Below are 25,905 nucleotides of genomic sequence, written 5' to 3'. Positions count from 1 at the left end.
TTCCCTCCTGTTACTTGGCCTCCCCGGCAGGCAAAAGCGGTGCTTCGATGTTTCCGGGCAAATAGGTCTGATTCAATTCCAGGATCTCCAGGTCGACCGGCGTCGCCTGGATCAGGGCCTGGGCGACCTGCTGGGTGCTGACGAAGAAGCGGGCCACCTCAGTGGTCATCTGCCAGTTCAAATCGGCGATCTGCGCCCCCGCTTTAGCGGTCACGACCGGCACCGCCGTCAGTTCATGCGCCTGGACGAACTCGCGGTACTTCGCATCATCGAGCTGGCCGACGAACGCGAAGCCGTCATTGAACTGCTGCGCCCGCCACCAGTCGGTCATTGCGGCGACACTGGCGAAGCTGTCCGTCAAGATCCCGTGGTCGTCGAACAGATCGAGGCGCCACACCGCTCCCTCGGCGTACTGCACCGTATAGGCCGTCAAGCCGTCTTGGCGGTAGAAGACCTCCTGCGCGAGCTCCCCGGTCTCATCGAACAAGGCGTTGGCGGACAGCCGCCCCTCCGTGTTGAAGAAGCTGCGCTTGGTCAACAGGCCATCTTCTAGGTAGGCGATGTCGCGGATCGACTTCGCGTTCGCCTCGCGGTACGTGACCCGCAGCACCCGCGCGCTGTCTTTGAGCGCAAGCGTCTGCGTGAGGTGATCGTCCGTCCAGCCGGTGGTCGTGAGGTTCGTCGGGAGCTGGATCGCCGCGCCGGCCGGCTGCCCCTGCGACTGAAGCATGTGCAGCGGGTTGTAGATCTTGATCCGGTTCATCGGCAGGTGGTGTTCGGTGATCCACAGCGCCACCTCGTCTGCTAGGTTGATGTCAAAATACTCCGAGTACAGCCCGACGGAGGCGGCCCCTGCTTCCAGGATGCGGCCGACGATCGCCGCCATCAGATCGCTGTCGTCGGGCAGGAAGGAGTCGATCACGATGACATAGGTCGGCCCCGCGGCCACCTGCAGCCCGCTGACATGGTGCGACGTCCCGAACCAGTCCTTCAGCTGACGCTCACCCGTGTCGATCGTCCCGTGGACCTGGTCCAGGAGGCGACTCAGCTGCTTTTGCTTAGCGGTCAGGCGGGTGTTCTCCGCCATCAGCTTCTCCCGCTGCACCTTGCGCTGGACCTGTCGGGCGTTCATGTCCGCAGCGGCCTGCTGCAGCGCTTGATCGAGTTCAGCGAGGCGGGTCGTCGACTCCGCCAGCGCCTGCTCAGCCACGGTCTGGTCGTGCTCAAGCGCCGTGCGCTCAGCGACTGCTCGGTCGTAGCGCTTCTCGATCTGCTGGAGCTGCCGGCCGAACTTTTCCAAGCTGGACTGGGCCGCGGCCGCGTGGGCGACTAACTTCAGCGGGTCGGTCTCCTCCCGGATCGCGGCCAGCTGGGCATCCACCTGAGCCTGGATCTCGTCGCGCGCCGCCGCCTCCGCGGCCGCCGTCTTGGCCACCCCGGTGATCTGCGCCGTCACGGCGTCCAACTGCGCCTCCTGCTGCCGGCGCGTCGCCATCAGCGCGGCCTGCCGCTCACCCAGGTCTGCCTGCGTCGTGGCTAGCGACTCATCCGTCTGCGTCTCAAGCTCCTCCAGCTGGGCCAAGACGGCTTCCTGCTCGGTCTTAGCTGCCGTCCACTCCTCAGCCAGGGTCATCCGCTCCTTGCGCTGAATGTCCACCTGGTCGATCAGGTGGGACTGCAGCCCCTGGCGCGCCCGGTTATATGCGGTCGCCGCCTGAGCGAGATCGGTCACCAATTCCTCTAGCGAACGAGCCGGACCAATTCGCCGTTCTTGGGGGTCGGCCTGCGCGATAGGCGCCTCGATGATCGGCGTGTCGGTCGATTCCTCCGGTGCCGTCGCCTTGCGTCCACGATTAAAAAAACCCATATTGCTTCCTCCTATTCCATGTGGCCGTGCACAGATTGCGCGTGTTTCGAGTGCGCGTGCAACGCATCGGCAATCAGTGGGTAACCCAACAGACGCAACAGGTACGAACACGTTCACTTGTCTTATGGCTAACAAAATATCATGGATGACGACGCGGCCGGCGTCAAAATATATAAATCGATTGTAACCGACATAATTTCTTGTCACTGACTTTTTGTGACCATGCATGATTATCTTAATTTATTTTATCCATTACTAAACTTTTTTATTTTTTTGATTCGCAAAAACTATACCAATTCGACCAAGTTCCTGCGAAATTTGTATTCTTTGACGCTCACCCGGAATAAAAGTCGGTAGACTTACCCATAAGCAACCGGCCTTGAACCAGGGGCGCAGTCTAGATTCAATGCTGCGGTTGCCAAATTCTGTTCGTGCAAATCAAACCAGGGGGTAGAGCAATGAAATACCAGGGTACACGTTCAACCGAACGAGTCACCACCGAGACTAAACAGCGCTACAAAATGTACAAGTCAGGTAAACGATGGGTCTACGCTGGCCTGTTGACCACCTTCTTCGTCACGTTACCGATGTGGCAAGGCAACACCGTTCAGGCGGACACGACCGATGACGCGACTGCGACCGCGACGGCCGATGACGCCACGACTGATGACACGCTGACGGACACGTCCGTCGCAACGTCTGCCGTTGAAGATGCGCCAACGATCGACAGCCTCACCAACACGCTTTTGGACGACGCGACGGTCCGGGTCTCCGGTACCGCGACGCCGAACGCGACCGTCACGGTGACCGCTAACGGCCAGACTTTCACCACCATCGCTTCCGCGACCGGTGCCTTCTCTGTAGATACCGGTGTATCCCAGACGGCTAGTGACGTCGCCATCACCGCTGTGGCCACACGCAACGGCGTCTCCAGCGAGACGGCCTCGTTGACGGCCGCCCGGATCGCTTACAGCGTCGTAGAACCTGAAGCGACCGCAGAGACGACGTCCGCCGACCTCGATAGTGCCGAGGCGACCACGGTCGCTTCCGCTGCGACCACCACGGCGGACAGCAGCGCGGCAGCCACCACCACGACGACTGCGACCAGCAGCGCCGCGTCTGAAGCACCTGTTGCAGCTGCCAGCGTCGGGCTTACGTCCACGCCGACGCAGACTTACAACAAGACGGACAATACCTTCACCGTGACCGGGACCGCAACGGCCGGTTCCCGGGTGACCTTCAGCACGACGACGGGTGAGACCATCGTCGGCGTGAACACGGCCGCCAACGGGACCTTCACGGCGGTGCTGACCGGGATCACCTCCGGCACCCAGGTCGCCGTGACTGTCGCCAAAGACGGCGTCACCTCCGCGGCACAGCTGATGGTGCTGAAGAACAACACCACCGACACCTCCGCGAAGAACAAGACTGGGCTGTTGGAAGGCCAGATCTTCGGCGAACCAGGTTACGCGCTGGACAACACCGCCACCGCACAGCTTGGCGAGACCGAAGCGGTTGCGGATATGGTCAAGAAGGCCAACCAGGCGAACCAGCAGAAGCAGGACTCCGGTCGGATCACCGACATGACGGGGACTGTGCTCAGCCCGACCAACTCGTCTTCTAATGACAACAACGATAACTACGACGATGACGTTCGGTTCGGGGGCAAGTCCTATGTCTCCGGTGCCGACAAGGTCTCCTCGCTTGTGATCGACTTCTTCAACGACCAAGGCGCGATCAGCGCCGATCCGAACAACCTCAAGACGCGCTACGCGGACATCATCGCCGCAGCCGAGAACCCAGGGTTGTCCGCGAAGCTGATCGGTTCCACCACCAATGGCGCAACGTTCGGTTTCGATAACCGGATCAACAACACCCTGTCCGTCGGCGACTGGACCGTTATGAGCGCCAACCGCGCCGGGGCGATCCTGAAGAACGACCAGACGGGTGAGACGTTCCAGATCACTGATGCGTCCTCCACTTCCAATGTCCTGTTCGGCGACAGCGGGCTGCAGGCTGGCGACAAGCTGAGCAACTACGCCGTTGTCCAGACCACTTACACCGGCGGCGCGATCAAGGACCTGTTCGGGATCTTCACCGCTGGCATCACCGGGATCTTGAGTGCCGGTGGGGTCGTCGCCTTGATCCCAGACACGCTGGCGAACATCATCAGCATCGTGCCTGGTGTCGCAGATTCCTCCTACTATGCTGGACTGAAGGCTTCCGTCCAGAAAGTTAAGGATGACCAGGCTGCACTGGCAGCCTTAGGCGGCAGCTCGATCGCGATCACGAAGATCGCTCAGGCGACCAAGCAGGCTGACGGGACCTACGTCGTGACGAACAACTCGTCGCTGACCGAATCCGTCACCAACTACCTGCAGTCCGCCGTGAACACCTGGTTCGTCGACGCGTACGACATGATCGCTTCTCTGATCGGGATGTCGAACGAATCCGTCAACGGTGGGAACACGGCCCTGGGTGGGATCCCAATCGTCGGTGGCCTGCTGCAAGGGCTGACAGACACCCTGAACAACAAAGTCCAGGATGCCTTCAAGGCCGTGACCAACTTCCTCGCCGACACCGTCGGTCAGGCGCTTGGTCAAGTCGCCGACTTGGCGATCAGTGGGACCCAGAAGGTGATCCTGCCGGTCAGCTGGACCGACCCGGACTTCTCCGCCCAGAAGGCGACAGACGGCTCTGAGCAGTTAGCGACCCTTGGTGTCGGTGACTTCGCTCAGCTCGTCTTCACCTCCACCCCGTCCTTCTATGGGGTGAGCCCGACCACGCCGATCGAGACGTCCGTGATCTACCAGCGGGTCAACAAGACTCACCTGGCCGATCAGTACGCGTCTTTGACCGACGAGGAAAAGATGAGCGCGACCGGGACCGCCGCACGCTTGGTCCTGCAAGATCTCAGCGCCGACAAGTACGTCGACGATGACCCGTTGAACGCCAACTCACCGGATAAGATCGATATCGATTCCGATGGCGACGGCGTCTCTGACTTCATCGAAATGTACATCGATCACACCAACGAGCACGGTAAGGATACCGATGCCGACGGGCTGACCGACCTGCAAGAGAAGCAGTACGGGACCAACGCCGGGACCCCGAACGACCGGGTCCCTGGCAATGAGGCTTCGCTGAAGCAGGCTCAGGATACCGATGGTGACGGGCTCAGTGACTTCGATGAGGTCACCAAGTACCACACCAGCCCGACGAACAAGGATACCGACGGCGATGGTCTGACCGATAGCCAGGAGATCACCGCCGGGACCAACCCGCTGATGGTCGACACCGATGGCGACGGGATCCCTGACGGCAAGGACACCGAACCGCTTGGCGGCGACGCGACCTGGGTCGGGCAAGTCGACAGCGATAGCGACGGCGTGCCTGACAGCGTCGAGCTCAAAGACGGGACCGACCCGAACAAGGCCGATACCGACGGCGATGGCCTCGATGATTTTGCCGAAAAGCAATACGGGACCAACCCGCTGAAGGCCGACACCGACCTCGATGGCGTCTCCGACGGCCAAGAAGTCAAGGACGGGACCAACCCGACCAACCCGGATACCGACGGCGACAACCTGCTCGACGGGGAAGAGAAGCTGCGCGGCACGAACCCACTGATGATCGACACCGATGGTGATGGTTACAGCGACGGTCGCGCCAAGCAGGATGCTTCCCAGTACGACATCGGGACCGTCTTCGTTACGATCGGTGGGGTCGAGCTTTCCCGGACGCCTGAAGTGGCTGGGACCTCGCTCAAGGGCTACACCGTCTCTGGTCAAGGGACCCCTGGCGCGACCGTGACGATCACCGACGGGACCGGCAAGGCTGTCGGGACCGGCGTGATCGATGCGAACGGGAACTACGCCGTGAAGGTCTCTGGCAGCGTTGGCGCTGAAAAGCCGCTGACTGTGACGCCGACCAAGGACGGCAAGAAAGGGACGGCCATCACCGTCACCACTCCGGCCGACCCATACGACACCTCCGATGCCAAGAGCTACGCCGACAACGCGTCTAGCTCCGCTGACAAGGCGTCCTCCTCTGCGGATAAGTCCGGTAGCCTGGCCAGCCAGTACCCAGATAACTCTGCGATCTCGAACGCGAACAGTATCGCTGAAAGTGCCGCCAAGGATGCCTCCAGTGCCGCCAAGGATGCCTCCAGTGCCGCCGACGCCGCGTCGAGCTACGCAGCCGAGGGTGATAACTCCGCCGCCAGCTCCGCAGTCAAGGAAGCGTCCACTGCTGCCTCTGTCGCCTCCTCTGCTGCCTCTGTGGCTTCTTCTGCCACCAGTGACGCGCAGAGCACCGCGGACTCCCTGGCCTCTGAAGGGAACAACGGCAACAACGGGTCGTCCGGTGGTCAAACCGACTCCCAAGCAGCCAGCAGCTTTGCGACAGACGCCGGCAAGTACGCTGAAAACGCTGAAAGCTCTGCGAAGGTCGCATCTTCTGCCGCTGACGTGACGAAGGACAAGGCTTCCCAGTACCCGAACGATAAGGTGATCTCTGAAGCCAACGACCGTGCGAAGAGTGCGTCTGCCGAAGCTGCTAGCGCAGCTAAGGAAGCGTCCTCTGCCGCCACCGCTGCTTCTGAAGCAGCTAAGAACGGCGACAAGGCCGGGGCTAGCTCCGCTGCCGCCCTCGCCTACTCCGCTGCCGTCGTTGCCTCCTCTGCCGCTGAAGTCGCTAAGAGCGCTGCGCAAGTCGCTGCCTCTCAGGCAGACTCCCTGGCTAACAACGGCAACAACGGGTCGTCCGGTGGTCAAACCGACTCCCAAGCAGCCAGCAGCTTTGCGACAGACGCCGGCAAGTACGCTGAAAACGCTGAAAGCTCTGCGAAGGTCGCATCTTCTGCCGCTGACGTGACGAAGGACAAGGCTTCCCAGTACCCGAACGATAAGGTGATCTCTGAAGCCAACGACCGTGCGAAGAGTGCGTCTGCCGAAGCTGCTAGCGCAGCTAAGGAAGCGTCCTCTGCCGCCACCGCTGCTTCTGAAGCAGCTAAGAACGGCGACAAGGCCGGGGCTAGCTCCGCTGCCGCCCTCGCCTCCTCCGCTGCCGTCGTTGCTTCCTCTGCCGCTGAAGTCGCTAAGAGTGCTGCGCAAGTCGCTGCCTCTCAGGCGGAAACGCTGGCATCTGACGCCAACGGCAAGGGATCCAGCTACGCAAACAACGCTGACACTTCGGCAAGCAACGCCTCGAGCTCTGCAAGCCTCGCAAGTAGCGCCGCAAGCAACGCTGACGACCTTCGCTCGCAGTACCCGGATAACTCTGCAATCTCCGACGCTGCTTCGATCGCTGATTCCGCCGCCAAGGATGCGTCCAGCTCCGCCGACGTCGCCAAGAGCGCCGCAAGCGTAGCGTCCGACGCAGCCAAGGCTGGCGATGAAGCCAAGGCCTCGAGTGCCGCTTCCCTCGCTGAATCTGCGGCTAAGGATGCGTCTAGCTCCGCAATCGTTGCAAGCACCGCTAACAGCACGGCCAACAGCCTCGCAAGCTCTGAAGCCGCTGCGGGTAGCCTCGCGGCGCTGACCTCGCTGGTTGCGACGCGCAACACGGACGGGTCCACCACGATCACCGGTAACGGGATCGCAGGCGCCACCGTCACGATCGCGGACACCGCAGGCAAGACGCTTGCGACCGGCACGGTCGGGACTGACGGCAAGTTCAGCATCACGCTGTCTAAGGATAGCGCGAAGGCTGGCGATAAAGTCTCCGTGATCCAGTCGAAGAATGGTAAGCGCAGTGCCGCGGCATCGGTGCTGATTCCAGGGACCCAGCCGACCAACGTCGGTGTCACCTTCGATAGTAGCGACCGCGCACACGTGACCGGGACTGGGACTCCAGGCTCGACCGTCTACGTGATGAGCCCAACCGGCGATTCGATCGCAACGGGTAAGGTCGGGACCGACGGCAAGTTCGATATCACGCTGCCGGCCGCGAGCTCCAAGCCGGGCACCAAAGTGGTCCTCGTTCAGGCGACCGACGGCGGGTTCAGTGTCCCAATGGGCATCATCGTACCGGCACCAGCACCGAAGGACATCGTGGTCTCTAACGACGCCCAAGGCACCACCATCGCCGGGACCGGCGTTGCAGGCGCCACGATCACCGCGACGGACGCCGCGGGTAACAAGCTTGGCAGTGCCACTGTTGGGTCCGACGGGAAGTTCTCCCTGACGCTCACGGATAGCACCCTCAAGCCTGGGACCAAGGTGGCCGTCACCCAGACCGCGAATGGCGTCGATAGTGACCCGATCGCAGTCACCGTTCCGGCCAAAACGCCGGCCGGCCTGACGATCACCAACGATGGCAAGAACATCACCATCTCCGGTCAGGGGACGCCTGCTTCCACCGTCGTCGTTGCTGACGGCAATGGTAAGTTCGTCGGCGAAGCGCAAGTTGGCACTGATGGGAAATTCACCCTGAAGGTCCCAACTGGCACGATGCTTCCTGGTGATAAGCTGAGCGCCGTTCAGATCACCGATGGTGTCGCGAGCCGTCCAGCCACCGTCACGGTCCCTAAGGCCTCGACGAATGGCGGGAACAACGGTAATAACGGCAACAACGGGAACTCTGGTAATAACGGTAACTCCGGCAACAACGGTAGCAATGGCAATTCCGGGAACAACGGCAACGGTGGTCACAACGGTGCCAATGGGAACGGATCTGGCAACGGTAACTCGACCAACGCTGGCAACGGGTCTACTGGGACGACGAAGAACCTTTCGAACGTGACCGGCAGCTCTAACGGTTCCAGCAACGGTTCCGGCCGTTCCCTGCCACAGACTGGTGACAGCATCAACGCCCAGATGGCCCTTGCAGGGACGATCGTCCTTGGTCTCATCGGCCTCCTCGGCTTCGAAAGCCGTCGCCGCTTCCTCTGAGTTTGACTTTCCCCTAGTCTGACCCCGAGATCCTCATATCGCAGCATGAGCTTGACTCCTAACAAGCTCATGCTGTTTTTTTGTTCCCCAAAGCGCAGGGTCCGTGGGCTTGGCGGGTCGGCTAGCGTTGCCAAACACGGTGAGCCCACGCTTTGCGTTCTAAATGTGTGGCCAGATGCGCCCGTATGGCACACCCGAAGCTCAACGATCAGCCACCGGGGTTTGCCAGACGAAGCGGCGAACCGCAGCCCGTAACCGCACTGTGAGCCCGCTGACGGGTCTTAGGGACCGCGATCCCGGTCCTTTTCCCCAGCGAGTCACCCAAGGCCGCTAGCACGTCGGCAGCGGTGCCCGCTTGCTTGCCTTTGCGTGGCGATATGCGCCGCTTTGGCGATGGCCCAGAGGGATTGGCGCAACCAGGTTTGAAGCCCTCCAGCGCGCTGTCAGCCGGCCTTATCGCTGCGCTATGCTTGAGCCCCCAGCGATCGTTGGCTTCGCGGTCGCAAAAAAGGTGCGCTGAGAGGGTTCTCTCAACGCACCTTTCTTAATTTCGACGGCTTAAGGCCAAGGGCCTAGAACCGACTTGAGTCGCGTTTACAATGAGTTATCGGAATCCGATTCTTCCTCATCATCACGCTTCTTCTTTGCTGCCCACAGCATGCCACCTTCCGCTAAGCTCAGAAGGATGATCCCCATGGCGGCAAGCCCTGTGCTATCTGCGTCACCGGTCTGTGGTAAGGCCCCTGACCGAACAACGGTCGTCGGTGCCTTGTCAGTCCCCTTCGTGGCGGACTGGCTACCGGTAGCGCTGGAAGAGGTCGCGTCACTCGTCACACTGCTGGAGCTCGTGGCAGTTGACCCAGCTGAGGAGCCAGCTGAGGAACCGGCGGAAGAGCCTGCCGAGGAACCAGCAGACGACCCAGCGGAAGACCCAGCCGAGGAGCCGGCAGACGAACCGCTAGATGACCCTTGAGACTGCGCCGCACTGGAAGCTAAGCTATCCGCAATACTTGTGGCAACGCTCGTAGCGCTAGATGCTTCCGATGCTGCACTGGAAGCAATCGAGGCGGCTTCACTCGCGATGCTTTCCGCTTCACTGGCCGCACTCGAGTTACCCTCAGCGGCCGCGCTAGAGGCTGCGCTCGCCGCACTCTCAGCGACGCTTGCTGCACTCGAGGCCACTGATGCGGCGCTCGACGCCGTGGAGGCCGCCTCGCTCACTTCAGAGTTCTCTGGGTACTGGCTGGCGTTGCTGTTCGCAGTTTCTGCCGCATTCGAGGCTTCACTGGCCGAGCTAGACGCATCACTCGCATAGCTCCCGGCGTTCGATGCCGACTCCGAGGCCGCGCTAGATGCGGCACTGGAAGCTTCACTCGCTGCTAAGCTATCCGCAACACTGCTTGCGACACTCGCTGCACTCGAGGCAACACTAGCCGCACTCGAAGCCGTCGAAGCCGCATCACTTGCGATGCTTTCTGCTTCACTCGCACCACTGACGTCGCCTGCGGCGGCCGCACTCGATGCTGCGATCGCTGCACTTTCAGCCACTTCAGCTGCACTCGAGGCCACTTCAGCTGCGCTAGACGCCGTGGTGGCCGCTTCGCTCACTTCAGAGTTCTCTGGGTACTGGCTGGCGCTGCTGCTGGCAGCTGCTGCCGCGTCCGAAGCTTCACTTGCCGAGTTGGCGGCGTCGCTGGCGTAGCTCCCTGCATTCGTTGCCGATTCAGAGGCGGCCGTCGAGGCCGCACTAGATGCGGCACTGGAAGCTTCACTCGCTGCTAAGCTATCCGCAACACTGCTTGCGACACTCGCTGCACTCGAGGCAACACTAGCCGCACTCGAGGCCGTGGAGGCCGCATCACTTGCGATGCTTTCTGCTTCACTCGCACCACTGACGTCGCCTGCGGCGGCCGCACTCGATGCTGCGATCGCTGCACTTTCAGCCACTTCAGCTGCACTCGAGGCCGCTTCCGCTGCGCTAGACGCCGTGGTGGCCGCTTCGCTCACTTCAGAGTTCTCTGGGTACTGGCTGGCGCTGCTGCTGGCAGCTGCTGCCGCGTCCGAAGCTTCACTCGCCGAGTTGGCGGCGTCGCTGGCGTAGCTCCCTGCATTCGTTGCCGATTCAGAGGCGGCCGTCGAGGCCGCACTAGATGCGGCACTGGAAGCTTCACTCGCTGCTAAGCTATCCGCAACGCTGCTTGCGACACTCGCTGCACTCGAGGCAACACTAGCCGCACTCGAGGCCGTCGAAGCCGCATCACTTGCGATGCTTTCTGCTTCACTCGCACCACTGACGTCGCCTGCGGCGGCCGCACTCGATGCTGCGATCGCTGCACTTTCAGCCACTTCAGCTGCACTCGAGGCCGCTTCCGCTGCGCTAGACGCCGTGGTGGCCGCTTCGCTCACTTCAGAGTTCTCTGGGTACTGGCTGGCGCTGCTGCTGGCAGCTGCTGCCGCGTCCGAAGCTTCACTTGCCGAGTTGGCGGCGTCGCTGGCGTAGCTCCCTGCATTCGTTGCCGATTCAGAAGCCGCGCTAGACGCGGCGCTCGATGCTTCACTAGCAGCGGCGCTGGAAGCCAGGCTATCCGCCAGGCTGTTCGCATCGGTGACGGCGCTCGAGGCGACACTCGCTGCACTCGAGGCCGTCGAGGCTGCTTCGCTCGCGATGCTTTCCGCTTCACTGGCGGCACTTTCATCACCGTGGGAAACGGCGCTGGAGGCTGCCGCCGCCGCACTGGAGGCCACGCTGGCCGCACTCGACGCAACAGCCGCTGCACTGGACGCAGTCGAAGCCGCATCGCTGACGTCGGTCGCATCCGGGTACTTATCCGCATTGCTCTGCGCGAGGTCTGCGGAACTTGAGGCAGCATCGGCCGAGCTGGTCGCATCACTTGCGTAGCTGCCAGCCGCGATCGCGTAGCTAGAGATGTCCTTATTCAGATCGAACATCAGCTTGGCGGCATCGGAGGCCGCGCTCGACGCGGTCGACAGGGCGGTCAATGCGTCTGCCGCGGCAGACGACGCCATCGCGGCGTACGAAGACGCCAGGGTGTTGTTCCCCGCGTTTTCGTATGCGATCGCTTGGCTGGCCGCGCTGGAGGCCACGGTGGCTGCTTCGCTCGCCGCAACGGCTGCGCTCGATGCCGCCGCTGCCGCGCTCCCAACTTGATCGATCAGATCCTGCTGGTATGGCGTCGGCGTTGGTGTTGCGGTCGCCAGGCTGGCGTAGTCATCGGCCACGCCCGCAAAGGAGCTCGCCGCTTGCGCCGCATTAGAGGCTTCGGACGCCGCTTGGCTAGCCGCGATCCCATAGGCGCTCGTGACGGTCAGTTTGGCCGGGCCAAACGTTAGCGTCTGCGCCTGACTGTTCGCCGTCGCAGTGACCTTCAGGTAGTAGTACCCCGCATCGGTGGTCGCAACGCTGGCAAGGTCAAGGGTCTGGCCGGTCTGGCCCGCGATCGCGGTCCCGTTGGTGTCCGTCGCAGAGGTACCCTTGTACCACTGGTAGGTCGCCCCACTCAGCGCTGTCAGGTCTGCCCCCTTAGGCGCCCAGCTCAGGCTGTCGCCGACGTTGCTGGTCTGATCGACCAGCCCGTTCCCGACGGTCAGCAGCTGGGTATCCGTGGCGGTCGTCCCGTCCGCGTTCGTGATCGTCGCGGTGATGGTCGTCACGCCGTTGGTCAGCGCGGTGATATTGCCCCCGGCGTCAACGGTCGCGACGGCTGGGTTGCTGCTCGTCCAGGTGACCGTTCCGGTCGCATTATCTGGGTTGGTCACTGCCTTGTACGACGCATTGCCGCCAGCGACCAGATAATCCGCACCATCGATCTGCAAGTCGGTCGCCTTGATGTCATCCTTGTAGATGTTCACGGTCGCGACTTGAGAGAATTTGCTTGCTAGGAACGGCGTGTAGTTGATCTGGAAGCGGATCGCGCCGGCGTAGTTCGTCGTGGTGAATGTCAGGGTGGTGTAACGCTTTTGGGTCCCGAACACCCCACCATCTTGGGTGTTCACGACGTTGACGTTCGCGATGTACCCTAGCTTCTGGGCCGCGTCCACCGTCATCCAGACGCTGTTCACCTGCACGTACCAGGCCACGCCGACACCGGTATTGACCCCGACGTTACTGTCCTGGTACCAACTCCCGGACAGGCTGACCGTCTTACCGCCAACAGAAGTGGAGGTGTCCTGAGGCTGCGTACGGTTCCCGCCCCACCAGGTATAAAACCCGGTCACGGCGGCGTCACCATCTGGGGTGCCTTGGTTCTTCGTCGTGTCCTCAGAGTAGGACTTGACGTCTTCTGCCAGGCTCGCGGCTGTTTGGGCCACCGACAGGGCGGTCGAGCCTTGCTGAGCGGAAAGCGACGCCGCCAGGCTCGCAGCGTTCGCGTAGGAGCTCGCGGCCGTCAGGTTGTTCACCTTGGTCGCCGCGATCGCCAGCGAGGTCTGCTCACTGGCCTTCACGGCGTTCGCCTGGGCCAGGGCCGCGTAGTTCCGCGCATCCGCAACGGCGGCGTTCGCTTGGGACGTGTACAGCGTCCCCAGACTGGTGTTCCCACCTAAAGCGGCCGCGGAGCTGGTGATCGTCGCGACGCTGGCGGCCACGCTGACCGCAGAGGTCGCGCCGACCGTGCCGGCCTGCGTCTGCTGAGCGGCTGCGGCCGAGCGCGCATCGATCACGATCTGCATCGCAGTCGATTCGGCCACGTTAGCGGCGGATTGTGCCTCGACCGCTTGGCTGGCCTTGGTCTGCGCCAGGGTCGCATAGTACGCGGCCGACTGGTAGTTACCGGTCGCCTGCGCCGCAGAGGCAGCTGAAGACGCCTCGCTGGCCAGCGACCGCGCGGACGACGCCGCGGATCGGGCCGCCGACGAGTAAGTCGCGGCTGCCGAGGTGAACGCTGGATCAAGCTGGACGAACGCATTCGAGACGTTCGCCGCTTGCGAGGTCGCCAGACTGGCGGCGACGCTCGCTTGCGACGTCGAGATCGCCGCCTGCGCAGCGGCGCTGCTGGCCAGGTACGCGGCGTTAGACGCCGTTGGGTTCTCGACCTCTGCGTTGTTCAGCGCCTGGTTCGCGTAGCTCAGCGCTGCAGCAGCGGCGACTAAGGCGCTGGATTGCGCCAGAAGGCCGGCGCTAGCTGCCGCCGAAGCCACAGCGGCGTAACTGGACGCGGCCGAGTAGTTCCCGAGCGCGTTAGCCGATGTCGCGTTGGAAGACGCGGTTGAGGCGGCGGTTGCCTGGCTGGCTGCCAGGCTGCTCTGGGTGTTGGCCTGATCCCGTGCCACGACCGCTTGGCTCGCCGCAAAGGACGCCGTGGTCCCGGTCATGTTCCCGATCGTCTGCATCTGGGTGATCGCAGAGCTTGCCTGGCTGGCTGAACTAGAGGCTGCAGACGCCGCGGAGGACGCCTTCGTGGCGGCGCTCGACGCCTGGCTCGGGTAGCTGCCACTCGGATTCTGGAACACAGCCAGGATCACGTTGGAAGCGGCCTTGAAGTCCTTCCGTTCAAAGAGGGGCGCCGTTTTTTGCCCCGTCACGACCGCCTGGAAGTAGTAGGTCCCAGAGTAGGTCGAGTTGAAGGTCGCGGTGCCGTTGGCGTTCGCGGTGAAGCCGGCCAGCGTGCTTGCGCTCTGCCAGTTGATCCCGTCGGTGGAGTAGTACCACGCATACGTCGTCTTCGTCGCGTCGACTGAGTAACTCCCGAGTAGTTCGCTGCCCAGCGAGCCGACAGTCGCCGTCAACGCCACGGCGCTCCCTAGGGTCGTCGCGTCTGGGGCGACGGCGAGCGTCAGGTTAGCTAAACTCTGGCCCGTCTGCTGGTTCGTCGCCTGCGCCGCGGTGTTCAGGATCGTCGCGAGCGAAGCATTGGAGTTCGCCACACTGGCGGCACTCAGCGCAACGGCCGCATCGGACGCCGCTTGCGACGCCAGTGATGAGGCGCTCGCAACGGTCAGCGCCCCGGTGATATCGTAGCTATTCGCCTGGGCCGCGGCACTGGCCGCGGTGCTCGCACCAGACTGAGCCTGGCTCGCGTACGCGGTCGCCTGTGAGTTCTTCCCCTGCTGGCCCAAGGCCGCGGCAGAGGACTGTGCGGCCGCGGCCGCTGAGTTCGCCGCCGCCAAGCTGTCTGCGGCGGTGTCCGCCAGGTCCTGACGGATCAGCGAAGACGCCACGGCGGCGGCAGACGTCGCCGTGGAATCGGCGGTCGATGCCGCCGTCGCCTGATCGGCGAGTGCCGCGCTCAGGCTCTCAGCCTTTGCGAGCGCAGCGGCCGCGGCGGCATAGTCACCGTTGGCCGCAGCAGAGCTCGCGACCACGCTTTGGGTCGCGAGCTCGCTGGCCAGCTGCGTAGCCGCGCTCGCGGCAGTCTCGGCCTGCACGGCAGCCGCACTCGCATCTTGATACGAGGCGAACGCCGTGGTGTTCGCGGCGTTATACTGCGTCGAGTTGTAAGCATCGGCGGCCTGCGCGCTCGCATCAGTGGCGTAGCGCTTCGCCGTCTGGCTAGTGGTGATCCCCTCGGTGTACAGCCCATTCGCCTGGGTGACGAACGCGCTGCCCGCGGTCTTCAATGTATTCTGCGTCGCAACGCTGGCGACAGAGGCCAGCGACACGGCAGTGCTGGTCGCCACGGCGGCCTGCGACAGATTGTCGCTAGCCGCACTCGCGTTGCCAGCCGCCGAATTGCGGGTGGCCAGGTCCGTGTAATACGCGGCCAAGCTCGCTTGGTCCTGCGCCGCCACGGCGGCCGATGTGGCTTGACTCGCGGCTTGTGCGCTCGCCTTGTCCCCCGCCTGCGCGGCGTAACTGGTCGCCAACGATCCGTACTCGGCCGCTGTGGCTGCTGCGTCTTCGGCGCTAACGGCCGGTGAGTCGACGGCGGCCGCAACGGCCACCCCAGGCTCACTCAGGAGCGGCAACCCAAGGGCTTGTCCACCCATTGCTAGCCCGCCCGCAATCAGCAGGGACGCGAAGATCCAGTTCTTACCGGATTTGTACATACGGAACCCGGTATTCTTACTGCCCCGCGCGCGCCTGAGATTAATTAATTTCATCATCGTTTTGGTCTCCTTTTAATTCTATTCCGTGTTACTGATGAACTGGGCGGGCCACCACCTCCTTAACTGATGCTGCCATCGCGTCTTCCGTGTACGCAGCGGCAGTCGCGATCGCTTCGTCGTGGAATTGTTGCCAGAGCTGATCATTCGTCAGGAGCTTGACGAGGCGCTCCGCGAGCGCAGCCACCTGGCCCGAACGCACCAGGTATCCGTTCTCACCCGGGCGGATCAGCTCCTGCGGGCCGTACGGGGCGTCGTACGCCACCACCGGCGTGCCGGTGCCCATCGCATCGAGGAGGGTCATCCCCAGCCCCTCATGCGCCGCTGGCGATAGCAGCACGCGGGCGTTCGCGTATTGCGCCGCGAGTTCTGTCACGGACTGGTAGTCGTTGATCGTCACGGCGTCTGTCAGCCCGTGTTTGGCGATCAACTGCTCGATGCGCTCGCGCATCTCCGGTGACTCGGCGTACCCGTAAAAATCCAGGTGCGCATCCGGGACCTGCGCGAGCACTTTTTCCATCGCGCGAACGGCATCCGCCGGCCGGCGATCGGCGGCGATCCGCCCCACCATGACGATCCGGTGGTCGCGTACCGCCAGAGGCGTCTCCTGGACGGCACGGTTCGCCAGCGGCACGAAGCTATCGGCCATGACGGCCACGTTCAGCTGCGGGTACTGATTGCGCAGCGCACGCCGCTGCCCGGCGGTCCCGACGAGGATCCCGTCGAACTTGGCGGCCAGCTCCTTGAGCACCGGCTGGTAAGCCGACAGGACGCGGTTGCGCCCGAGGTCCAGGTGCGTGTCATGGAAGTAGGCGTACTTCGCCTCAGCCCCGGTCACGGCGGCGACGACATGGTCCAGGTTGCGCCGATCGGAGATCAATGTGACCTCCGACTGGCCCTTCAGGTACTCATTCAGGAAAAACAAGAACAGCTGGTCTTCCGTGTTGAAGCGGTAATCCCGGCCGCGGTAGTGGTGCAGCTTCCACATGGTCGGGCGGACCTGGTCCCCGATGAACATGTGGGTGATCTCGAGGACGATCTCGCCTTCCCGGTTGAGGAAGTACTGGCGCGCCAGCTGGCCGTCCGGGTGGAAGTAGTCGATGGACGACTTGAACCCACGCCAGTCATAGTTCTCGCGGACCGTCCGGTTGCCGTAGCGGTCGGTGTAGATGATCTCGTTGACCAGCCCGACCGTGCCGGGCATCACCGTGATCCGGCCGATCTCGTTGCCGTGGCGCAGCAGCCGCGACACGTTGGCGTCGATGCTGACGATGTGGTAGGTCTCAAGCGGCAGCTGCGGCAGCAGGCGCAGCTCGACTTCTTCGCGCTCGACGTCTTGTGTGCCCTGGAAAAAATCGTACATATTGACCACGTCGGCCGCCTTCAGCGATACCGCGGCCGCGTCGCGCGCCAAGAAGCGGTTGTAGTTGCGGAGCAAGAGCTTGGCAGGCGTGCCCGTCTGCGTCAGGGCCAGCGTGCGCCGGATCGCGCCGTGCTCCGTGCCGGAGTTAAAGGTAAAGACGTTTTCAAGAATTGAGTAGATCATCATTGGCCTCCTTTAGCGGGTCGTGGTCAGACGAGCAGCAGCCAGCTTCACTGGCCAGCGCTTGTCTGCGTCATCGAGTAACGACTGCCAGGCTGCCCACACATTCGCTTCGGAGTAACGCTCCGCCGAATCGTAGGCGCCGGTCGAATATTCTTGGGCGAGCTGGCGCGACTGCATGATGGTCACAAGCGCATGCGCCAGGGCCTCATTGTCGCCGAACGGCACGACGCGCCCGTTGTGGCCGTCCTGCACGATCTCGTTAGGGCCGTAGTTCACGTCGTAGGTGAGCCCGATCAACCCGTGGGAGATCCCTTCAAGGATCGCCAGGTTGAACCCTTCCATGCGTGAGGTCAGGCCAAAGACCATCGCTTCGCGCTCGATCTTCGCCACGTCGGTCGTGTAACCCTTCAGCTGCACGACGTCTTCCAGGCCGTACGCTTGGATGGCGTCTTCGACTGCCCGGCGCGCCTTGTAGTTGTCGCTGCTATCCGCGTAGCCGTACAAGTCGAGGGTCAGCTCTGGGACCGTCTGCCGCGCGATCCCTACGGCCTTGACCAAGTCCTCGAGCCGTTTTTCCCAGGCGATTCGGGCAAAGGCCACGACCTTGCCGAACTGGCGCTCGGCCACAGGGACCCGCGGTTCGTTGAGCACGGCGTCCGGCACGACCCCAACGGGGATGGTGAACAGCTCGGCGCGCGGGGCAAAACGCCGGCGCACGTCGTCGGTCTGCCGCTGGGTCGCCGAAACGACCGCATCGTAGTCGTCGATCGCATTGATCGCGTACTCGTAGTGGTTGTTCAGCGTGGCGGTCTCTGGGTCTTGCGCGTCCCCCGTGTGCGAGTTGTGCAGATGCATCACGGTGTACGCCGGCAGCTTCAAGTCGGTCAGGCCCCAGTCTCCGAGGTGTGACCGATCCAAGATGAAGACATTCGGGTGCGCCTCCGACCAGTTGTCCTCGTTCAGGTCATCGAAGAAGTGCTTCGTCAGCTCTTCGATCGAGTCGAACACGAAGTCCTGCCCGTGCCAGTCGCGCAGGAACCAGCCCGTCTTGCCGAAGTTTTTGGCCATGTTGTCCCGGTTAAACGTCTCCAGGACCGGGTCGCCGTTGGGCGTGTACCACGTTTCGGTCCCGATGTTGTTATCTGGGGTGTAATGCTGCGACAGCGACACGAAGCCGCGTTCGTCATAGTTATCCACCCGGTACAAGTTGAGGTAGCTGTCGAAGAGCTCGACCGAGCGAACCGTCGTCGTTTCGTTGAAGTAGTTCACCCGTGCAACCAGCTTATTGTCCGCATCGTAGACCAGCGAGCGATGGTTCGCTTCATCTTCTTCTAGGTGCGTGTTCAACACGCCCAGATCCAAGTCAGCCGCCGTCATCGGCGTCGACTCGACCGCCAAGGCCTGCTGAAAATAATCAAACATTCCAATTAAATGGCGATCGTCGATCCCCGCGAGGGCCGCGTGTGAATGAAGCTTCGGATCCCAGTCACGGATCACGAACTGGCTCATCACCTCATGGTTGTTGAATAGCTCGAATCGCTTCAATTCAGCGTGTTCGATCCCGGATTTTTGCGGCTGCATCGCAGCATTGATGAAGAATATCATCGTTAAGTCTCCCTTCTTGAGTGCGGACGATTGGTTGATTTAGGTATCACGACGTTTTAGCAATAGTAACCAATTCAATTGCCCTGTTGGCGTCAAAATATATAAACGAAACGGATAAATTGTTAAAAACACAATTGTTGCCTACGAATTTTCGAATTTCGGTGCACTTGATTTAAACTAATTTTGTCTATTAGTTTGATATAATCTAAGTGGTAAAGCTATTTGACGATGCCGTCTGGCAAAAGTTTAAAAATTTGATTCGCACTGCTCGCCACAAATGGTATTTTTCTAGTATTCGATTTTTATCCCGCCTAGTGGCCGGCCCCGGCCACCACTAGGCAGCCGTTGACCCGTCTGCTTTTTGACCTTGCGCCACTGATCAGGTACGACGAGCTTACGCAGAAAGGAGTCCTGCCCCATGAGCTTTGAAGCTTGCTTCCTAGATAAGGCGAGTCTGCTCAAATTCAACCTGTACGCGCTCCTCGCAGCACCGGCAGACCACCCGTGGACCGTGCGGTTGCTCGCCGAAGCGCTCGACATCAAATACCAGACGGCTACGCGCATGTTCAATGAGCTGATCGGCGAGCTGAGCACCCTCACAGACGCCCCGAAGACGCAGCTGCGCCTGGACCTTCTCAAGGCGCACCGCCTGCCGCTCACCCTGGATCAATACCGCGCCGAGACGATCCGCGCCGGGCTGACCTACGAGCTCATCCACTACATCGTGACCACCCGGCACCCGACGATCGAACAGTTCAGCAGCGAGCACTTCGTCAGCACCTCCACTGCCACCCGGCGAATGAAGCAGGTGGCGCCGCTGATGGCCCAGTTTGGGATCAACTTTCGCCTCACCCCTCTCGCGCTGATCGGTGACGAGCTGCGGATCCGCTTTTTCCTCTACACCATGTACTGGGAGACCCTGCACGGCAGCTTCTGGCCGTTCACCACGACCCCCAAGAGCCACCGCGGCCGGATCGCGACCGTCGATCACTACACGCCAAGCGACCTGTTCAACGAGATCAGCGATTGGCGCGTCGGCTCCCGTCACGCCTTGGCGCCGAACCGCCGCCTGGAGGTCTTCGGGCTCAAGGCCGCCCGCCTCGGCTTCCAAAAACCGGCCCCGCAGCGCTCCCAACAGTTCCGCGAAGCCAGCGCCCGGACCTTCTTTCGCCTGACGCGCCTGCAACTCGCACCGGAGCACTACACGTACCGCGACTTCATCACGATCCAGATGGTCCTCGCGCGGCCGTGGTCTTACCTCATCACCGACCCGATCCGGCAGTGGTGCCTCGTCAGCGGCCGGATCGAGTGGAACGACGAACTCGACTTGAACCTGTTTCGCGTGATCATCGGCGTGGCGATCCTGGAGAGCCCAATGGTCGCCGATGCCCTCGTCTTCCACGCCCCCCAGCCCTCGGCCGAGGCCGTGCAGGCCCTGCTCGACTTGATCGACGGCCTGCCGAGCACGACGGACTTTGCCCTGTTCCACCGCATGCGCGAACCGTTCGCCACGCTGCTGGCACAATGCCTCGAGATCGCGGCAGACACTGCCTTTCCGTTCATGTCCGGCTCGCTGTCTCAGGCCTGAGCGCCTGACCTGGTGGCGGCGCCGAGTGGGCCGTGCGAAGTACCCGTTCTGATTTGCACTTGAAATGGAGGTGTCACGGATGAACCGTGCACGCGTTGAAGCCTTCACCGATGCGGTGGTGGCGATCATCATGACGATCATGGTGCTGGAGTTCAAGGTCCCCGAGTCGCCACGACTGACCGCGATCTTGGCGGAGCTCCCCTACCTGTTCGCGTACCTCGTCAGCTTCTTGTTCATCGGCGTGGCGTGGTACAACCATCACTACATGTTCGCCCGCGCCCAGCGGATCTCTAAGCGGGTGTACTGGGTCAATAACTTCTGGCTGTTCACCATGTCGCTGCTACCCGTCGCGACCGCCTGGGCGGGAGAATACCTGAGCGCGCGCGGCCCCGAGTTTTTCTACCTCATGGTGTTCTTCGCCTGGAGCGTCGCGTACTGGGGCCTGACCCGCGCGCTGATCGCCGATCACCGCGGCACGCCGGTGGCCGCGCAGCTGGCCAGCATGCCGCCGTATCGCTTCATGAACAGCTGGCGCCTGCTGACCTTCACCCTGGTGTTAGCCGTGGTCGTATACTTCTATCCGCCCGCCTGCCTGATCGCCACGCTCGGCGAGCTGATCTACATGGCGTTGCACACCACGGCCGACTCAGATCGCGTCGTTGCGTGACGCCCGCGCGAAAAAACTCGGCGCCCACCAAACAGACCGCCCCACCGACCGCAGTATTGGTCAGTGGGGCGGTCTGTTTGGTGGGCACGCGTGGCGGTAAAAAAAACGGCGCCATCCCAGTCGCTGATCGGGATAGCGCCGCCTAGTCGCAAGGGGGCTTGGGGCGTCGTGTCCCTTGACCGTACTAGGTAACCAGTGCATATACAGCGCGTGGCGTTGGGCCTCGCGCGACCACTGCTCAGACTAGCTCGCGGCGGCGGGGCGCCTGACCCAAGAGGCCAATCAGCGCGGTGACGATGATCCCGCCGGTGATCGCCACCTCTGCTCCGCGATCGTCTCCGGTCGCCGGAAGCGTCCGGGCAGCCGGCTGCGTAGCTTGTGTCGCCAGCGGCGCTGCAGTCGGGACCGCGCGGCTGGCTACAGGGCCGCTGGCCACAGGCGTGGGCGACTGCACCGGTCGCGCCACGGCGGCGCTTGACGCCGCGCCAGTCAGTCGGCGCTTCAAGCCTGGGTCCACCCCTACCTTACTTGCCGTCAGGGTGGCCACTCCCGCCATGCTCTCAGTCGCGGTGTCGCCGGCTGGAGCCGGCGTGACCGTCGGCGCTTCAGATAATGGTGCGGTCGCCCCTGGCGTGGCCACTGCTGGGATCGCCGGGTCGGTCGTCGGTGCTGGGGACGCTGATGTCCCCGCCTCTGGCGCCGCAGAATCCGCGGTCGGTGCGGCCGGATCTGGCTGCGGCTGGTCGACGTCTCGCCGGTAGTAGAAGGTGGCCGAGTCTGTCACGCTGAGATCGATCTGTTGCTCGGTATCGCCGACTAATGTGTAGTGGATCCCGCCATATTCTTTGGGTGTAACCAAAGTCTTCTTGGCTGTGACGGGAAGATAACGTCGGTACGGCTCGCCGGGTTCGTGCGGCCGTTGTGCGTCCATGATGATGTTGACGGTGATCAAGTCTCCTGTATCAATATCAACATACTGCACCCGCCACGTTGAATTATCATACTTGTACGGCCCTGTCGCATCCGTGTCAGCGTCCGATGCCGGCGTCTCATCCGGCGTCGGCGCCGTGGATGTCCCCACCTCTGGCGCCGCGGAGTCCGTTGTCGGTGCGGCCGGATCTGGCTGCGGCTGGTCAGCGTCTCGCCGGTAGTAGAAGGTGGCCGAGTCTGTCATGCTGAGATCGATCTGTTGCTCGGTGTCGCCGACTAATGTGTAGTGGACCCCACCATATTCTTTGGGTGTAACCAAAGTCTTCTTGGCTGTGACGGGAAGATAACGTCGGTATGGCTCGCCGGGTTCGTGCGGCCGTTGTGCGTCCATGATGATGTTGACGGTGATCAAATCGCCTGTATCAATATCAACATACTGCACCCGCCACGTTGAATTATCATACTTGTATGGCCCTGTCGCATCCGTGTCAGCACCTGCCACCGGCGTCTCATCCGGCGTCGGCGCCGTGGATGTCCCCGCCTCTGGTGCGGCAGAATCCGTTGTCGGTGCGGCCGGATCTGGCTGCGGCTGGTCAGCGTCTCGCCGGTAGTAGAAATCAGTCGAGTCTGTCACGCTGAGATCGATCTGTTGCTCGGTGTCGCCGACTAATGTGTAGTGGACCCCACCATATTCTTTGGGTGTAACCAAAGTCTTCTTGGCTGTGACGGGAAGATAACGTCGGTATGGCTCGCCGGGTTCGTGCGGCCGTTGTGCGTCCATGATGATATTGACGGTGATCAAGTCTCCTGTATCAATATCAACATACTGCACCCGCCATGTTGAATTATCATACTTGTACGGCCCTGTCGCTTCCGTGTCAGCGTCCGATGCCGGCGTCTCATCCGTCGTCGGGGCAGTCGACGCTAGTAGCGATGGGTCGGCATCCGAAACATCTGTACCAGTAGTGCCCGCCACGCTTCCGCTTAACGTTTCATTTTGAACTAAAACCTGATCAGAAAGCTGATGACTTTGCGGTTTTTCAACCAAGCTAGGTTCAGCATGCAGAGAAACATTTTCTGCTAACAAAGTCTCGGCAGCGCTTGTCGTAAGAGGCCTTTGGGTACCAAGAAGTGTGACTGCAAACAAAGTCACCCCTGCCGAAGCGTACACTGATGCCTTTTTCATTACTCCACCTCACTATTCATAGACGACCCCAAAACCACTTCGGCAGAAGCGAATTCGGAGGAAAGACTATCCTTCGCATAAATCGAATGTCCAATCATCGTCCATCCAAGCGAGCGGGAGAGTTTAATCGCATTAATCATATTTTCAGTAAGATTCCGATAATCACTCGCCCGCCCTGATGAGACACCATACATCAGGTTTTCCGCAGAAGTATAAAAGGACCAGTCAGCAAAAGGCGCGCCGCTATGGCCGAGCCCGAGCAAGTGTCCAATCTCGTGTGCGATTATCTGCACAGTCCCCTGCCTATCAATCATCTTATTCATTACTAGATTTGATTCACCTGAGTTATTTAACGTGATAACTGCATCAAACCTCCCAACGTTTGCAATATCAGAGATAGAATAGTAAAGATCCCCAGAAGTTGACGCCCAAGTTGCATTGTCAATCTTTCCATACCGAAATGTTACATTAGTAGCTGAAGGATCTCTGACGGCCACAAATGTTCCCGGCATTCTCTGGTTCCAGAAGTCAATGGCAGATTGAATTTCACTTGTAAGAGGGTCCGCAGCGTCAAGGTAATACTGGATTGCACCATTCGCACCCGACCCAACAGTGGATCTAAAGGCAACATCATTTCCGCGTTGCCCAAAACTAAGTGCACGCTTATCGATCCAAAACCAATTTTTAGCGTCTGATGATATTCTCACCGCTGTTGTTGTCTCTCCGCTCGGAAGTCTGACACTTTCCTCCGCACTTGCTAAGAAATACTGCCCAACCATGTCCTTCGAATTTGTAGTACTCGTTCCGTTCCCAAATTCATTTGCATATAGTGGATACCCCATAGTCGTTGGCTTAATTGCAACGTAGCGGCTACCATCCTTTCGGTAAAGCTGACCTGGCACCGAGCTTCTAGGCGCGTCATACGGAAAACTGTACTTTTTTTCTGAAATCACCTGATACTGTGGCGCCAAAGCCTTTTTATCTACCCAGTATGTGGCACCGGTGTCCAGCGTAATCAATGCAGCAGTTACGCCGTAATCCTTATCAAGTTCAGCATTAACCGTAACAGTTTTTCCAACATAGTTGACGCCGTCGATGTCAGAAAGCATTGCCAACGTTTCCCATGGCACAGCTGTGACATTCCAGTTGTTCTTAACAGTTGCCTGATAGTTAACCGACCGACTATTAGCGACCATCAGCGCAGGCCCTTGTCCAAAGTACGTAGAGGTGATCTTAATACTCTTGGGATCAACCCAGTAGAACTTACCGTTTTGTAATTTAACTAGCACAGACGGATACCCTTGTGTCGGCGATTCTGCGTAAATCTTCACAGGGGTTCCGTTGTATGAATCGCCCAAGACCGTGTTATAATGGCCGACCGTGATGGGATCGTTAGACCACGGTCTGTCCAGCAAATTCCAGTTGGATTGAATCACACCTTCTCGATAGACCTTTCTCGCGTTCACATCCTCATAAGCTGGCCCACCGCCATACAGTTTATCCGTTGTGCCGACGGTCAAACTATTATGGTCAACCCAATAAAAATCGCCAGATTTGAGTCGAATAAGGTCCGCATAAGTATTGGGAGTCTTAACTTGTTTCAGTATCCGAACTTTTTCACCTAAAAATTTTTTGCCGATAATAGTCGAATAATTCCCAAGTGTTTTCCCGCCTTGCGTCCATGGCTTATCCAGCAAGTTCCAATCCTCACGTATCGTCGCGTTGATAGAAACTAATGGCGCCTCTGGTACATCATACGCCGGGCCACGATAGAACTTTGCTGCCTCGGCAGCATACGTTACCTGAATTGGCTCTACCCCCCCAATACCAGGTAAAAAAGTTGTCAATCCAACAACTAAACCAAATCCAAGAATAAACAAGAACGCTTTTCTCTTGCCAGGATAGGATCCTAACTTTCGTTTTGGGTCTCTGCTAGTTTCCATTTTCTCCACTCTCCTACAAACCAGAATTTTCTCTTACGTTAGCAACATGGTAGCATGCTTAACAATTGAATGAGAATCAATCCAAAACAATTAGAGAGTTATGATGAGTAGAATAATTCAGAAAACATCAAGATTTATTTCTATAGTTGCAATACATCAAACTTGTTTTTTGAATTTTTGGTGTATGAAAACCCTGTATACCGTTGTTCTTCAGATGTCGCCGGGTTTTGCCGCATCATCTGACATTATTTCTACGGGGCAACCCAGTTCGGTCACGCCTTAAACTGGCACAAAATAAAATGAGATAAAAATTAGATAACGGTTTGCATTTTCGAACTCATTCAGCGCTCGGTCAATCCGAATCCGTGTGGTCACTTTTTTCACAATAGCCAGCGAGTTATCAGAATACGTTTGGTCGGTTGCCGAAGAAAATCAGTTCAGGCTTTGTCAAGAACGAAACAGCTTTTTTGTGCACACGCGCGCACATACTTGATTCGCTTTTTTGCATGTCGTCATTAACACCACTCTGCTCAACCAACAATCAGGCCGGCTCGATCATCGAGCGTCGACGCCGCACCAGTGATCACGGCCCATTTCCCCCAGTCCGCCCCCTTTAAC

9 protein-coding genes are annotated in these 25,905 nt (G+C 60.5%); 3 read left to right on the top strand and 6 right to left on the bottom strand.

Features of this window, described 5'->3' with window-relative positions:
- Positions 1 to 10: 10 nt before the first annotated feature.
- Positions 11 to 1,867 (bottom strand): coiled-coil domain-containing protein, encoded by a 1,857-nt coding sequence (locus HII33_RS00770; RefSeq protein ID WP_179393891.1) that lies wholly within the window; start codon positions 1,865 to 1,867, stop codon positions 11 to 13.
- A gap of 458 nt (positions 1,868 to 2,325) precedes the next feature.
- Between HII33_RS00770 and HII33_RS00765 the strand changes: the two genes are divergently transcribed.
- On the top strand, positions 2,326 to 8,760 hold the full coding sequence (locus HII33_RS00765) for an Ig-like domain-containing protein (protein ID WP_179393890.1): 6,435 nt from the start codon (positions 2,326 to 2,328) through the stop codon (positions 8,758 to 8,760).
- Positions 8,761 to 9,354: 594 nt separating this feature from the next.
- On the opposite strand, the gene HII33_RS00760 is transcribed toward HII33_RS00765, so the two are convergent.
- Genes HII33_RS00760 through HII33_RS00750 form a run of 3 tightly spaced genes read right to left on the bottom strand, consistent with a single transcriptional unit; the run spans position 9,355 to position 18,973 of the window.
- On the bottom strand, positions 9,355 to 15,822 hold the full coding sequence (locus HII33_RS00760) for a KxYKxGKxW signal peptide domain-containing protein (RefSeq protein WP_179393889.1): 6,468 nt from the start codon (positions 15,820 to 15,822) through the stop codon (positions 9,355 to 9,357).
- Between the two features lie 31 nt (positions 15,823 to 15,853).
- Complete coding sequence (locus HII33_RS00755; protein WP_179393888.1) at positions 15,854 to 17,368, bottom strand: glycosyltransferase; 1,515 nt, start codon at positions 17,366 to 17,368, stop codon at positions 15,854 to 15,856.
- Between the two features lie 12 nt (positions 17,369 to 17,380).
- A complete protein-coding gene (locus HII33_RS00750) occupies positions 17,381 to 18,973 on the bottom strand; it encodes a glycosyltransferase (RefSeq protein WP_179393887.1) in 1,593 nt (530 codons plus the stop codon).
- Between the two features lie 418 nt (positions 18,974 to 19,391).
- Here HII33_RS00750 and HII33_RS00745 point away from each other — a divergent pair, with 418 nt between their 5' ends.
- Together HII33_RS00745 and HII33_RS00740 are read left to right on the top strand one after the other, a co-directional pair.
- On the top strand, positions 19,392 to 20,561 hold the full coding sequence (locus tag HII33_RS00745; RefSeq protein WP_179393886.1) for a helix-turn-helix domain-containing protein: 1,170 nt from the start codon (positions 19,392 to 19,394) through the stop codon (positions 20,559 to 20,561).
- 79 nt (positions 20,562 to 20,640) lie between these two features.
- A complete protein-coding gene (locus HII33_RS00740) occupies positions 20,641 to 21,228 on the top strand; it encodes a TMEM175 family protein (RefSeq protein WP_179393885.1) in 588 nt (195 codons plus the stop codon).
- Positions 21,229 to 21,466: 238 nt separating this feature from the next.
- Here the strand turns inward: HII33_RS00740 and HII33_RS00735 are convergent, their stop codons facing one another.
- Both HII33_RS00735 and HII33_RS00730 read right to left on the bottom strand, forming a co-directional pair.
- On the bottom strand, positions 21,467 to 23,134 hold the full coding sequence (locus tag HII33_RS00735; protein ID WP_179393884.1) for a hypothetical protein: 1,668 nt from the start codon (positions 23,132 to 23,134) through the stop codon (positions 21,467 to 21,469).
- Between the two features lie 209 nt (positions 23,135 to 23,343).
- Positions 23,344 to 25,287 (bottom strand): GW dipeptide domain-containing protein, encoded by a 1,944-nt coding sequence (locus HII33_RS00730; RefSeq protein ID WP_179393883.1) that lies wholly within the window; start codon positions 25,285 to 25,287, stop codon positions 23,344 to 23,346.
- Positions 25,288 to 25,905: the final 618 nt, after the last annotated feature.

It is taken from the genome of Lacticaseibacillus absianus, from assembly GCF_013407595.1.
In the GTDB taxonomy this organism is placed as follows: domain Bacteria; phylum Bacillota; class Bacilli; order Lactobacillales; family Lactobacillaceae; genus Lacticaseibacillus; species Lacticaseibacillus absianus.
Note: the sequence above shows the minus strand (reverse complement) of the source record. Positions and strands in the feature narration are given on the sequence as shown.

Excerpts from the sequence above, each read along its gene's own strand:
- HII33_RS00740 (WP_179393885.1), top strand. The coding sequence starts at position 20,641 with ATGAACCGTGCACGCGTTGAAGCCTTCACCGATGCGGTGGTGGCGATC.
- HII33_RS00745 (WP_179393886.1), top strand. The coding sequence starts at position 19,392 with ATGAGCTTTGAAGCTTGCTTCCTAGATAAGGCGAGTCTGCTCAAATTC.
- HII33_RS00770 (WP_179393891.1), bottom strand. The coding sequence starts at position 1,867 with ATGGGTTTTTTTAATCGTGGACGCAAGGCGACGGCACCGGAGGAATCG.
- HII33_RS00760 (WP_179393889.1), bottom strand. The coding sequence starts at position 15,822 with ATGATGAAATTAATTAATCTCAGGCGCGCGCGGGGCAGTAAGAATACC.
- HII33_RS00730 (WP_179393883.1), bottom strand. The coding sequence starts at position 25,287 with ATGGAAACTAGCAGAGACCCAAAACGAAAGTTAGGATCCTATCCTGGC.
- HII33_RS00765 (WP_179393890.1), top strand. The coding sequence starts at position 2,326 with ATGAAATACCAGGGTACACGTTCAACCGAACGAGTCACCACCGAGACT.
- HII33_RS00755 (WP_179393888.1), bottom strand. The coding sequence starts at position 17,368 with ATGATCTACTCAATTCTTGAAAACGTCTTTACCTTTAACTCCGGCACG.
- HII33_RS00750 (WP_179393887.1), bottom strand. The coding sequence starts at position 18,973 with ATGATATTCTTCATCAATGCTGCGATGCAGCCGCAAAAATCCGGGATC.